Below are 12,821 nucleotides of genomic sequence, written 5' to 3' on the forward strand. Positions count from 1 at the left end.
TTGAGGGGCAGATGTCCGGTAGCGCAGAGGGGGGTAAACGCCACTTGCTCACGGGGCAAACCCATGCCCGTTGAAACGAAAACCACCTGTCCCTATTGCGGTGTCGGCTGCGGTGTCATCGCCACCGTTGCCGATGACGGCACCGTTTCCGTCAAAGGCGATCCGGACCACCCCGCCAATTTCGGTCGACTTTGCTCCAAAGGTTCAGCTCTGGCCGAAACCATCGACCTCGACGGACGGCTGCTCCATCCCGAAATCCACGGAAAGCGGGTGGCATGGGACGAAGCGCTTCAACTCGTTGCTTCAAGATTTTCCGAGGCCATTTCCGAGCACGGCCCGGATTCGGTTGCCTTTTACGTTTCCGGCCAGTTGCTGACGGAGGATTATTACCTCGCCAACAAGCTGATGAAAGGTTTCATCGGATCGGCCAATATCGATACGAATTCACGGCTTTGCATGTCGTCTTCGGTCGCCGGCCATCGCCGCGCCTTCGGGGCCGATACGGTGCCTGGCACCTATGAGGATATGGAGCTTGCCGATCTGGTAATCCTCACCGGATCCAATCTCGCCTGGTGTCATCCCGTCCTCTATCAACGGCTTGCTGCCGCAAAGGCGGCGCGGCCGGACATGAAGGTGGTGGTCATCGATCCGCGCCGGACGATGAGCGCCGATATTGCCGATATGCACCTCGCCATCCGCCCGGATGGAGATGTGGCGCTGTTTACCGGTCTTCTGGCCCATCTTTCCGGCAGTTCCGCGTTCGATAACGCTTATGTTGGAAACCACACAGTAGGCCTCGATGCCGCGATGCAGGCAGCGACCGGGCACAGCCTGCCGGAGATTGCCGACAAGACCGGTCTGACAATCGCGGAACTGATTTCCTTTTACGAATTGTTCGAACGCACGCAAAAAACCGTCACCTGCTACAGTCAGGGCGTCAACCAGTCGCAAAGCGGCACCGACAAGGTCAACGCCATCATCAATTGCCATCTCGCCACAGGCCGCATCGGCCGGCCGGGCATGGGGCCGTTTTCGCTGACCGGCCAGCCCAACGCCATGGGCGGACGCGAGGTGGGCGGGCTTGCCAATATGCTGGCGGCCCATATGGCGATCGAGAACGCTGAAGACCGCGACCGCGTGCAGCGCTTCTGGGCCTCGCCGGCGATTGCGCAGAAGCCTGGCCTCAAGGCCGTGGATATGTTCGGGGCGGTTGCCGATGGCCGCATCACGGCGCTGTGGATCATGGCCACCAACCCCGTCGTTTCCATGCCGGATGCCGGTGCCGTCGAGGCGGCGATCAAGGCCTGTCCCTTTGTCGTGGTGTCCGATGTCATCGCCAATACCGATACCGCCCGCCACGCCCATGTGCTGTTGCCATCGCTCGGCTGGGGTGAAAAAGACGGCACGGTCACCAATTCCGAACGACGTATTTCCCGCCAGCGCGGTTTTCTTGACGCGCCCGGCGAAGCAAAGGCCGACTGGTGGCAATTCGCCGAAGTTGGACGGCGCATGGGTTTTGACGCCGCCTTCGGCTACCGGCAACCTTCTGAGGTTTTCGCCGAGCATGCCGCTCTCTCCGGCTTCGAGAACGCCGGAAGCCGCGATTTCGATATCGGCGGGATCGACCGTGATTCCTACGATACGATGACACCGTTTCAATGGCCAAAAGCCGAACCCGGTGAAGCCGCCACGACCCGCTTTTTCGCGGATGGCCGCTTTTTCCATGCGGATGGCAAGGCCCGCTTCATCGCCACGGCACTGCCGGAGACCGGCAGGACATCGGCGGACTACCCGCTGACGCTGAATACTGGCCGTATCCGCGACCAATGGCACACCATGACCCGCACCGGCAAAAGCGCGCGGCTTACCGCCCATATCGCCGAACCCTTTGCCGAACTTCACCCGCGCGATGCACAGTTGCTGGGCATCGACAGCGCCGATCTGGTGGAGATTGAAAGCCCGCACGGCAAGGTCCTGCTGCGGGCTCTGGTCAGCGAGAGGCAGGCACGGGGAGCTGTGTTTGCGCCGATGCACTGGAACGACCAGTTCGCCTCGCAGGCCCGCATCGATATGCTCGTGCCAGCGGTCACGGACCCGCATTCCGGCCAGCCCGCTTCGAAGAATGTCGGCGTGAGTGCACGACGTTTTGTGGCGAAAGCCTATGGATTTGCGATCTCCCGCACCCGGCCTGATGCGCCGGGTTGCGCCTATTGGGCAGTTGCGAAGGCGGATGGCGGCTACCGCATGGAGCTTGCCTTCGAGGAACAGCCGCAGGACTGGACGCTCTGGGCGCGACAGGTTTTCGGCATCGATATCAGGGTTGAGCCTCTGGGTTACAGTGACCGGCAGACGGGCGATCTGCGGCTTGCTTTCTTCGACGGTGGTACCTTGCTGGCAGCGCTGTTCGTCGCCAGAGAGCCGGTGGCCGTTGCCCGCAACTGGGCGATTTCACAGCTGAACGAACGCCATGAGGATTTGCGCATGCGTTTTGCCCTGGTCGCCGGGCGTCCCGGCGCCGGCCGCGCCGATCCGGGGGCGACGGTCTGCTCCTGCTTCAATGTCGGGGTCAACCAGATCACGGCCGCCATCCGCAATGGCTGCCACAGCGTCGAAGCCATAGGTGCTGCGTTGAATGCCGGAACCAATTGCGGCTCCTGCCGCGCCGAGATCAGGGGGATCATCGATGGATGTCTTAAAACCGCAGCGGAATGAACCGAACCGCATGGAGAAGCTCGCCAAGTTGCCGGTCTTCTGGGGGCTTGAGGGCAAGCGCGTGGTGCTGGCGGGCGGATCGGATGGGGCCGCATGGAAAGCGGAGCTACTGCTTGCCTGCGGGGCGGAACTTCACCTCTATTGCGAGGAAAGCGAGCTTTCGGAATGCTTTAAGGCGCTCGTCTCGACAAGCCAGATGCTGACATGGCATGACCGTTCCTGGGGTCCGGATAGTTTCAAAGGCGCGGAACTGGCGCTGGCGGATTGTGAAACCGACGAAGAGGCGGGACGATTTTACAATGCCGCGCGCTCAGCCGGCGTGCCTGTCAATGTCATCGACAAGCCGGAATTCTGCCAGTTCCAGTTTGGCTCCATCGTCAATCGTTCGCCGGTGGTGGTGTCGATCTCCACCGATGGCGCCGCACCCATTCTGGCGCAGGCCATTCGCCGGCGCATCGAGACTTTGCTGCCGCTCGCTCTCAAGGATTGGGGCGCGCTTGCCCAGACCATCCGAGAGCGGGTCAATATACGCCTCGCGCCCGGCCCGGCGCGGCGTTCATTCTGGGAGAAATTTGTCGACCGGGCGTTTACCGAAAGGCTGGATGAGGGCAGCGAAGAAAGGCTGCTGACAGACATCGGCACGCAGGCAGGTCGGAAAGGATCGGCACGCGGCCTTGTGACGCTGGTCGGTGCCGGACCGGGCGATGCCGAGCTGCTGACGCTCAAAGCGGTACGCGCCTTGCAGGCGGCGGATGTCATTCTGTTTGACGATCTCGTTTCATCCGAGGTGCTGGAACTGGCGCGGCGGGAGGCGAAGCGCATGCTGGTTGGCAAACGCGGCGGCCGGAAAAGCTGCAAGCAGGAAGATATTAACGACATGATGATCCGCCTTGCCAAGGCCGGCAAAAGGGTAGTGCGGCTGAAATCCGGCGATCCGATGATTTTCGGACGCGCCGGCGAGGAGATCGCAGCGCTGGAGGCTGAAAACATCCCGGTCGAAATCGTACCCGGCATCACCGCGGCAAGCGCCATGGCTTCGCGGCTCGGCGTTTCCCTCACCCACCGCGATCACGCCCAGTCGGTCCGCTTCGTCACCGGGCACTCCAGACAGGGCAAGCTGCCGGAGAATATAGACTGGCAGTCCCTGTCGAACCCTTCCGTGACCACGGTTTTTTACATGGGCGGGCGAACCGCTGCCAGCATCGAGGAAGCCCTTCTGGCGCATGGCATGCCGGCCTCGACGCCCGTCGCCATCATGATTTCCGTCAGCCGCGAAAATGAGCAGCGCTGGTGCGGTTCGCTCGTGCAACTGGCTGCGGCGGTTGAGCGAATGGGTGTGAACGAGCCTATATTGATCGGCATCGGTGATGCGTTTGGTGCTGCAATCTCTGCGTTTTCCGAGATCGGCCTGCCGAAGCCGGTCCCGATGTCAATTCAGAAAGCCGGCTAATAATCTTGCTGGTTCGTGCGGATACGTTTTTCGCGTACCTCCGCAAGTGGACCTGATCGGCGCCACAAAACCGTCCCTTGACATTGGTTTTTCGTTCGCTCTTCAATAAAACGAAAAAATTGAAAGAGGAGGGAGGGTGAAATGATGCTCACACCGCGTCAGGATGAAATCGTTGCGCTGGCGAAAGCAAGCGGGCGTGTGCTGGTGGACGAGCTGGCCACGCGGTTTTCGGTAACGCCACAGACGATCCGCAAGGACCTCAACGATCTCTGCGATACGCGGGTGCTGACGCGCATCCATGGCGGCGCACTTTTTCCGAGCGGCAACGAAAACGTCAAATACGAGGCACGCCGTGCGATCGCCTCCTCCGAAAAGCAGGCGATCGGCGCCGCTGCCGCTGCCCTCATCCCCAACAACTCCTCGCTTTTCATCAATATAGGTACGACGACCGAGGCGGTGGGCGAAGCGCTGGCGGATCATCACGAGCTGATGGTCATCACCAACAATATTAATGTTGCCAACAGGTTACGGGTTTTTCCGGGCATCGAGGTGGTGATCGCTGGCGGCGTCGTGCGCGGTTCCGATGGCGGCATCGTTGGTGAGGCCGCAGTGGATTTTATCCGCCAGTTCAAGGTCGATTTCGCCGTCATCGGCGTTTCTGCGATTGATGAAGACGGCGCTTTGCTGGATTTCGACTTTCGCGAGGTCAAGGTTGCCCAGGCGATCATGTCCAACGCTCGCCACGTCATTCTTGTATCGGATTCACTGAAATTCGAGCGGACGGCGCCGGTGCGCATCGGCCATCTTTCACAGGTGCACACCTTCATTACCGATCATTGTCCGGTCGATTCGATCCGATCCATCTGTGCCGATCATGACGTCAGGTTGATTGAAACCGAGGTTGGGGAGCCTTGATCCGAACCGCCCTGGAATTTCGTTTGACATTCGTTTTGTCTTCAAATTAGATGTCCGTGCTTTCAATATATCGATGAGGAGAGCGTCGATGAAAGCGCGGGAGGGTCCATGTCTGACGAGGCAATCCACGATGTTTTCGTGATCGGCGGCGGCATCAACGGCTGCGGCATCGCGCGTGACGCTGTCGGCAGGGGTTATTCCGTTGCGCTTGCGGAAATGAACGATTTTGCCTCCGGCACCTCTTCGGCCGCCACAAAGCTCATTCATGGCGGTTTGCGTTATCTCGAACATTACGAATTTCGTCTGGTGCGAGAAGCGCTGATGGAGCGCGAGGTGTTGTGGGCCATGGCGCCGCACATCATCTGGCCTATGCGCTTTGTTCTGCCATTCCAGAAGGGCGGCGTGCGCCCGGCCTGGCTCGTGCGTCTCGGGCTTTTTCTTTATGACCATCTCGGCGGCCGCAAGCTTTTGCCCGCCACCCGCTCGCTCGATCTGCGCCGTGATCCCGCAGGGAAACCGCTGAAGCCGATTTTTGCCCGGGCTTTCGAATATTCTGACGGCTGGGTGGACGATGCCCGTCTTGTGGTGCTGAATGCCCGCGATGCCGCCGATCGCGGTGCCTTGATCCTCAACCGCACGCAGGTCGTTTCGGCACGGCGCGAAGGCGCCTTCTGGCGGGTCGAAACTAAAAATGGTGCCGGAGAAACCGCGACCTACCGGGCGCGCATGCTGGTAAATGCGGCAGGTCCCTGGGTGGACAAGGTTCTGGCTGCGACATTCGGTAAAAACAATGTCCACAATGTCCGCCTCGTGCAGGGCAGCCACATCATCGTGCGCAAGAAGTTTTCCGATCCGCGCGCCTATTTTTTCCAGAACCCGGACGGGCGCATCATCTTCGCCATCCCGTATGAGCAGGATTTTACCCTGATCGGCACGACGGATCGCGACTATACCGCCGACCCCCGGGCTGTTAAGATCAGCGACGAGGAGATCAGCTATCTTTGCAACGCGGCGAGCGAATATTTCGCTGAACCGGTGACGTCGGCCGATATCGTCTGGACCTATTCCGGCGTGCGGCCGCTGTTTGACGACGGCGCATCGAAAGCGCAGGAGGCAACCCGCGATTATGTGCTGAAAACCGAAGGAGCTGAAGGCGAAGCGCCGCTTCTCAATATCTTCGGTGGCAAGCTCACCACCTATCGGCGGCTTGCCGAACATGCTCTTGAAAAAATCGGTGATGCGCTGGGTGAAAAGGGCTCGCCGTGGACGGCAGGTTCACATTTGCCGGGCGGAAATTTCGGTGCCGAGGCTTATGCGGGAGAGGTCACGGCCCTGCGGTCGCGTTATCCTTTCCTCGATGAGAGGCATGCGAAGCGGCTCATCCGCTGCTACGGAACGGACGCCGCGTCGATTATTGGCAATGCCGGGGACATGGCAGGGCTGGGACGGCATTTCGGCGGCACGCTTTATGAGGCCGAGGTGCGCTGGCTGATGGCCCGGGAATGGGCGCTGACGGCGGAGGATATTCTGTGGCGCCGCACCAAGCAGGGGCTTTTCTTTACCCAAGAAGAGGTGCGCGGGCTGGAGGATTATATCGATGACATTGCAGGTGGACGCTTGAAGGCAATCTGACGATCCGAATCAAAAAGCGGAGGAGGCTTTGGATCACCATGCTTGAATTGCGAAACGTCTCGAAGATGGCCGGCGGTGAATATCATATTCACCCGACCGATCTGACGTTGCAGCGCGGAAGCCTGAACGTCCTGCTTGGACCGACACTTTCGGGCAAGACGACACTCATGCGGCTGATGGCCGGGCTGGACAAGCCAAGTGGCGGTACGATTCTCTTTAATGGGGAGGACGTGACGGGCTGGCCGGTTCAGAAGCGCAACGTCGCCATGGTCTATCAGCAGTTCATCAATTATCCGGCGCTCAGCGTTTATGAAAACATCGCCTCGCCGATGCGCGTTGCCGGCAAGGACAAGGCAACGATCGACAGGGAGGTGAGGAAGGCCGCCGAGCTTCTGAGGCTGACGCCCTATCTCGATCGTACGCCTCTCAACCTCTCCGGTGGCCAGCAACAACGCACGGCACTTGCCCGCGCCATCGTCAAAAACGCCAATCTGGTGCTCCTCGACGAGCCGCTCGCAAATCTCGATTACAAGCTGCGTGAGGAGTTGCGTGAGGAATTGCCGCGCATCTTTGCCGAATCCGGTGCGATCTTTGTTTACGCCACGACGGAACCCTCCGAAGCTCTGCTGCTTGGTGGCAATACCGCGACGCTTAACGAGGGCAAGGTAACGCAATTCAGCCGCACGATCGAAGTTTACAGGCGTCCGGTGGATATAGTAACCGCGAAAATATTTGCCGATCCGCCACTCAACACCATCGAGGTCATCAAGACGGGCGGCGCCTTCACGCGCGCCGACCATGCGGTTGTGCCGGTGCCGGCGCATCTTGCTGCCATGCCTGACGGTCCAGTGACCATTGCCTTCCAGCCACATCATCTTTTCCCCCAGCAAAAGGGACAGGCGGCGCAATCCATCCGGGCGCGGACACTGATCTCGGAGATCGCCGGATCGGAAAGCTTCGTACATGTGGAATTTTCTGGCCAGCGTTGGGTGATGCTGGCGCAGGGCATTCACGACATCGAGCCGGACACGGAGATCGAACTGTTTCTCGATACGCGGCACCTGATGGCTTTCGATACACACGGCCACGCCATCGGCGAAGCGGCTTAAGGGGAGATCGATCATGGCACGCATCACGCTCGATCATATCCGCCACGCTTACAACGCCAAGGCGCAGGCGGCAGGTGATTATGCCCTGAAGGAAGTTCATCACGAATGGGAGGATGGCGGTGCCTATGCGCTGCTTGGCCCTTCCGGCTGCGGCAAGACCACGTTGCTCAACATCATTTCCGGCTTGCTGCGCCCCTCGGAAGGTCGCATCGCCTTTGACGGAACGGATGTCACCGATCTTTCCACCGAAGATCGCAACATCGCCCAGGTATTCCAGTTCCCGGTCGTTTACGACACGATGACAGTCTATGACAATCTGGCTTTTCCGCTGCGCAACCGGCAAGTGCCGGAAGCCGAAGTCGACCGCCGTGTGCGGGAAATTCTCGAGATGACCGATCTTTCCGGCATGGCCAAACGCCACGCGCGCGGACTTACGGCGGACCAGAAGCAGAAAATTTCGCTGGCGCGCGGGTTGGTGCGATCCGACGTCAATGCCATCCTCTTCGACGAGCCGCTGACGGTGATCGATCCGCATATGAAATGGGTGCTGCGCTCACAGTTGAAGCGCCTCCACCGCCAGTCCGGTTTCACCATGGTCTACGTCACGCACGACCAGACCGAAGCGCTGACTTTCGCCGACAAGGTGGTGGTCATGTATGACGGACAGATCGTCCAGATCGGCACACCCGCCGAGCTTTTCGAACGCCCGGGACATACGTTCGTCGGTTACTTCATCGGTTCGCCCGGCATGAATGTGATGCCTGCCAGCATCGATGGCGCAACGGCGGTTGTCGGCGGCCTTGGCGTTCCGCTTGCCGGCGTGCCGGTGGTGGATGGATCGAAGCGGATCGAAATCGGCATCCGCCCGGAATTCGTTCGGCTGGAGCGGGGTGGCATGCCCATCACCGTTGACAAGGTCGAGGATATCGGCCGGCAAAAGATCGTTCGCGCCCGGTTCGCCGGCCAAAAGCTTGCGATTGTCGTTCCGGAGGAGGAGGACATTCCGGCAGAAGCGGGTGTTCGCTTCGATCCGGCCGCTATCGGTGTCTTTGCCGATTCCTGGCGTGTGAAGATGGGGGCCTGACCATGGAAAAGACCTGGAACAACAAAGCGTGGTTCATGGTGCTGCCGGTTCTGGTGCTGGTCGCCTTTTCCGCCGTCATCCCGCTGATGACGGTCGTGAACTATTCGGTGCAGGATACCTTCGGCAACAACCAATTCTTCTGGGCGGGAACCCAATGGTTTCAGGAAATTCTTGGCTCCGACCGTTTCTGGAACGCGCTCGGACGCAATCTGGTATTTTCCGGCATCATTTTGGCGATTGAAATTCCGCTCGGCATATTCATCGCGCTCAAGATGCCCAAATCCGGCATCGGCGTGCCGGTCTGCCTCGTCACCATGGCGCTGCCGCTTTTGGTGCCATGGAATGTGGTAGGCACGATCTGGCAGGTGTTCGGTCGCAGCGATATCGGGTTGCTGGGTTATTACGCCAATCAGCTTGGGCTTGATTACAACTACGTCAACGATCCCGTCGACGCATGGATCACCGTCGTCATCATGGATGTGTGGCACTGGACAAGCCTCGTCGTCCTCCTGTGCTACGCCAGCCTCGTCTCCATTCCGGATGCCTATTATCAGGCAGCAAGGATCGATGGCGCATCGCGTTTTGCGGTTTTCCGGTTCATTCAGTTGCCGAAGATGAAGCGGGTGCTGCTGATCGCATTCCTGCTGCGCTTCATGGACAGCTTCATGATCTACACCGAGCCTTTCGTCGTCACCGGCGGCGGCCCCGGAAATTCCACCACCTTCCTGTCCATCGATCTCGTCAAGGTAGCGCTCGGCCAGTTCGATCTGGGTCCCGCGGCCGCCATGTCGCTGATCTACTTCCTCATCATCCTGCTGTTGTCCTGGGTGTTCTACACCGTGATGACCAGCCACGACGCGGAGACTTGAGACATGAGCGCCTCTGATGTCACCACAAGCGTGGAACTCAACGGTATCGGCAATCCACCGGTAAGAGCCAGTTCGGCAAGAATATCAGGCCTTGCTGCGAATTCACGATCGCGCCGCCGCCATGGGCCATCGCGCTTTTCCTGGCTGGTGCCGACGATCTACATCATCCTGCTGCTCGTGCCGATCTACTGGCTTATCAATATGAGCTTCAAGACGAACACAGAAATCGTCTCGTCGATGACGCTTTATCCGCACCAGCCGACGTTGCAGAATTATCGGACGATCTTCACGGATTCATCCTGGTATTCGGGTTACATCAACTCGATCATCTACGTCGTCATGAATATGGTGATCTCGGTCTCGGCGGCCCTCCCGGCGGCCTATGCCTTCTCGCGTTACCGCTTCCTGGGCGACAAGCACCTGTTCTTCTGGCTTTTGACCAACCGCATGGCGCCACCTGCCGTCTTCGCGCTGCCCTTCTTCCAGCTCTATTCCGCTTTCGGGCTGATCGACACGCATATTGCCGTGGCGCTGGCGCATTGCCTGTTCAACGTGCCGCTGGCGGTGTGGATTCTCGAAGGTTTCATGTCGGGTGTGCCGAAGGAAATCGACGAGACCGCCTATATTGACGGCTATTCCTTCCCGAAATTCTTCGTGAAGATTTTCATGCCGCTCATTGCCTCCGGCATCGGTGTCGCCTGTTTCTTCAGCTTCATGTTCTCGTGGGTCGAGCTTCTGATCGCCCGCACGCTGACGACGACCGACGCCAAGCCGATTGCCGCGACCATGACGAGAACCGTTTCTGCCGCCGGCATGGACTGGGGCCTGCTTGCCGCCGCCGGCGTGCTGACACTCATACCCGGTGCGCTGGTGATCTGGTTTGTTCGCAATTACATCGCCAAGGGCTTTGCGCTGGGGAGGGTTTGACATGACGAAGATGCCCGATTTCACCTGGATGGCATGGACCTGGCAGACGGCCGCGTTTTTCGGTGCCATCGCCGTGTTGCTGGTTGGGATGTGGTTCTGGGAACAGCTCTCGCCCGGCGGCAACCCCCGCTTCGGCCTGCTGCGTTTCGAGACAACGCGTGGCGACAGGTTGTTCATTTCGCTGCTCGGCAGCGCTTTCATTCATCTTGCATGGCTCGGGCTGATCGGCCCGAACCTGTGGTGGGCTCTCGCTCTGTCGGCGGTTTACGCAATTGGCGTTTTCCGTTTCGTCTAGAGCAGGAAGAACGGTGCGGCGGAGGAAAACCGCACCCGGCAGACTTCGTGCAATCGCAACCCTTGGGAGGACTGATATGCGACGGCATCTGATGACGACGACGGCAGCCATGCTGCTGGCAATGACAGGTTCCGCTTTCGCCGGAATGGAGGAGGCAAAGCAATTTCTGGACAAGGAAATCGGCGATATGTCGTCGCTTTCGCGTGCAGATCAGGAAAAGGAACTGCAATGGTTTATCGATGCCGCAAAACCTTTTGCTGGCATGGACATCAAGGTCGTTTCCGAATCCCTGACAACACATGAATATGAATCGAAGGTCCTGGCACCGGCGTTTACCGCTATTACCGGCATCAAGGTCACGCACGACATCATCCAGGAAGGTGACGTCGTCGAAAAGATTCAGACCCAGATGCAGACCGGCCAGAACCTCTATGACGGGTGGGTGAATGACAGCGACCTCATCGGCACGCATTGGCGTTACCAGCAGGTGCGCAACCTCACGGATTTCATGGCCAATGAGGGCAAGGACGTCACCAATCCCGGCCTAGATCTCAAGGACTTCATCGGCAGCGCCTTTACGACGGCACCGGACAAGAAGCTCTACCAGCTTCCCGACCAGCAATTCGCGAACCTGTACTGGTTCCGCTACGACTGGTTCAACGACGACAAGAACAAGGCCGATTTCAAGGCCAAATACGGCTACGACCTTGGTGTGCCCGTAAACTGGTCGGCCTATGAGGATATTGCCGAATTCTTCACCGGCCGTGATGTCGGCGGCAAGAAGGTCTTCGGCCATATGGACTATGGCAAGAAGGACCCGTCGCTTGGCTGGCGCTTCACCGATGCCTGGCTTTCCATGGCCGGCAACGGCGACAAGGGCCTGCCAAACGGCCTGCCTGTCGATGAATGGGGCATCAAGGTCAACGACAAGTCGCAGCCGGTCGGCTCTTGCGTGGCACGCGGCGGCGATACCAACGGTCCGGCGTCGGTCTATTCCATCGAGAAATATCTCGAATGGCTGAAGAAATTTGCGCCGCCAGAAGCGCAGGGCATGACCTTCTCCGAATCCGGTCCGGTGCCGGCGCAGGGTAACATTGCCCAGCAGATCTTTTGGTACACGGCCTTCACTGCCGATATGGCCAAGCCCGGCCTGCCTGTCGTGAACGAGGACGGTTCGCCGAAATGGCGCGTCGCACCTTCCCCGCATGGCGTCTACTGGAAGGACGGCATGAAGCTCGGTTATCAGGACGTGGGTTCGTGGACGCTGATGAAATCCACCCCTGACGATCGCGCCAAGGCCGCATGGCTTTATGCGCAGTTCGTAACTTCCAAGACCGTGGATGTGAAGAAGAGCCATGTTGGTCTGACCTTCATTCGCGATACCACCATCCATCACAAGAGCTTCACGGACCGGGCCGCCAAGCTTGGTGGTCTGATCGAGTTCTATCGCTCGCCCGCTCGCGTGCAATGGTCGCCAACCGGCACCAACGTGCCTGACTATCCGAAGCTGGCACAGCTCTGGTGGCAGGCAATTGGCGATGCATCTTCGGGTGCCAAAACCGCTCAAGCCGCAATGGACTCGCTCTGCGCCGAGCAGGAAAAAGTCATGGCCCGTATCGAGCGCGCCGGTGTGCAGGGCGATATCGGCCCAAAACTGGCGGAAGAACACGATATCGACTACTGGAACAAGGACGCCGTTTCGAAGGGTAATCTGGCACCGCAGCTGAAGATTGCCAACGAAAAGGAAAAGCCGGTCACCGTCAATTACGACGAGCTGGTCAAAAGCTGGCAGAAGTAATGTCTGCGTGAAATCTTAAACCGGGGCGGC

The 12,821-nt window shown here is 59.3% G+C and carries 10 protein-coding genes; all 10 read left to right on the top strand.

Annotated elements, in window-relative coordinates; all coding sequences use genetic code 11:
- Positions 1-63 precede the first annotated feature (63 nt).
- The 10 genes from FB593_RS19485 to FB593_RS19530 all read left to right on the top strand — a co-directional run bounded on the left by FB593_RS19485 (position 64) and on the right by FB593_RS19530 (position 12,791).
- Positions 64-2,712, top strand: a complete 2,649-nt coding sequence (locus FB593_RS19485) for a nitrate reductase (protein WP_065704497.1) — start codon at positions 64-66, stop codon at positions 2,710-2,712.
- Positions 2,684-4,162, top strand: coding sequence for a siroheme synthase CysG (gene cysG, locus FB593_RS19490; RefSeq protein WP_065704495.1), 1,479 nt, complete (start codon positions 2,684-2,686; stop codon positions 4,160-4,162). The genes FB593_RS19485 and cysG overlap by 29 nt, the downstream gene beginning before the upstream one ends.
- Positions 4,163-4,303: 141 nt before the next feature.
- On the top strand, positions 4,304-5,077 hold the full coding sequence (locus FB593_RS19495) for a DeoR/GlpR family DNA-binding transcription regulator (RefSeq protein ID WP_003511588.1): 774 nt from the start codon (positions 4,304-4,306) through the stop codon (positions 5,075-5,077).
- Between the two features lie 108 nt (positions 5,078-5,185).
- Entirely contained in the window at positions 5,186-6,709 is a 1,524-nt protein-coding gene (locus FB593_RS19500; RefSeq protein ID WP_019564992.1) for a glycerol-3-phosphate dehydrogenase, read from the top strand.
- Between the two features lie 38 nt (positions 6,710-6,747).
- A complete protein-coding gene (locus tag FB593_RS19505; RefSeq protein WP_013761937.1) occupies positions 6,748-7,818 on the top strand; it encodes an ABC transporter ATP-binding protein in 1,071 nt (356 codons plus the stop codon).
- Positions 7,819-7,831: 13 nt separating this feature from the next.
- On the top strand, positions 7,832-8,902 hold the full coding sequence (locus FB593_RS19510) for an ABC transporter ATP-binding protein (RefSeq protein WP_013761936.1): 1,071 nt from the start codon (positions 7,832-7,834) through the stop codon (positions 8,900-8,902).
- A 2-nt stretch (positions 8,903-8,904) separates the two neighbouring features.
- Positions 8,905-9,771 carry a carbohydrate ABC transporter permease gene (locus FB593_RS19515; protein ID WP_003511582.1) on the top strand — a complete coding sequence of 289 codons (867 nt, stop codon included), beginning with the start codon at positions 8,905-8,907 and terminating at the stop codon, positions 9,769-9,771.
- A 3-nt stretch (positions 9,772-9,774) separates the two neighbouring features.
- Positions 9,775-10,698, top strand: coding sequence for a carbohydrate ABC transporter permease (locus FB593_RS19520; RefSeq protein ID WP_003511581.1), 924 nt, complete (start codon positions 9,775-9,777; stop codon positions 10,696-10,698).
- Position 10,699: 1 nt separating this feature from the next.
- Entirely contained in the window at positions 10,700-10,993 is a 294-nt protein-coding gene (locus FB593_RS19525; RefSeq protein WP_013761935.1) for a DUF2160 domain-containing protein, read from the top strand.
- A 76-nt stretch (positions 10,994-11,069) separates the two neighbouring features.
- Positions 11,070-12,791 carry an extracellular solute-binding protein gene (locus FB593_RS19530; RefSeq protein ID WP_003511579.1) on the top strand — a complete coding sequence of 574 codons (1,722 nt, stop codon included), beginning with the start codon at positions 11,070-11,072 and terminating at the stop codon, positions 12,789-12,791.
- Positions 12,792-12,821: the final 30 nt, after the last annotated feature.

Source organism: Rhizobium sp. SJZ105 (assembly GCF_007828365.1).
GTDB classification, from domain to species: domain Bacteria; phylum Pseudomonadota; class Alphaproteobacteria; order Rhizobiales; family Rhizobiaceae; genus Agrobacterium; species Agrobacterium tumefaciens.

Excerpts from the sequence above, each read along its gene's own strand:
- cysG (WP_065704495.1), top strand. The coding sequence starts at position 2,684 with ATGGATGTCTTAAAACCGCAGCGGAATGAACCGAACCGCATGGAGAAG.
- FB593_RS19530 (WP_003511579.1), top strand. The coding sequence starts at position 11,070 with ATGCGACGGCATCTGATGACGACGACGGCAGCCATGCTGCTGGCAATG.
- FB593_RS19485 (WP_065704497.1), top strand. The coding sequence starts at position 64 with ATGCCCGTTGAAACGAAAACCACCTGTCCCTATTGCGGTGTCGGCTGC.
- FB593_RS19495 (WP_003511588.1), top strand. The coding sequence starts at position 4,304 with ATGATGCTCACACCGCGTCAGGATGAAATCGTTGCGCTGGCGAAAGCA.
- FB593_RS19515 (WP_003511582.1), top strand. The coding sequence starts at position 8,905 with ATGGAAAAGACCTGGAACAACAAAGCGTGGTTCATGGTGCTGCCGGTT.
- FB593_RS19520 (WP_003511581.1), top strand. The coding sequence starts at position 9,775 with ATGAGCGCCTCTGATGTCACCACAAGCGTGGAACTCAACGGTATCGGC.
- FB593_RS19510 (WP_013761936.1), top strand. The coding sequence starts at position 7,832 with ATGGCACGCATCACGCTCGATCATATCCGCCACGCTTACAACGCCAAG.
- FB593_RS19505 (WP_013761937.1), top strand. The coding sequence starts at position 6,748 with ATGCTTGAATTGCGAAACGTCTCGAAGATGGCCGGCGGTGAATATCAT.
- FB593_RS19525 (WP_013761935.1), top strand. The coding sequence starts at position 10,700 with ATGACGAAGATGCCCGATTTCACCTGGATGGCATGGACCTGGCAGACG.
- FB593_RS19500 (WP_019564992.1), top strand. The coding sequence starts at position 5,186 with ATGTCTGACGAGGCAATCCACGATGTTTTCGTGATCGGCGGCGGCATC.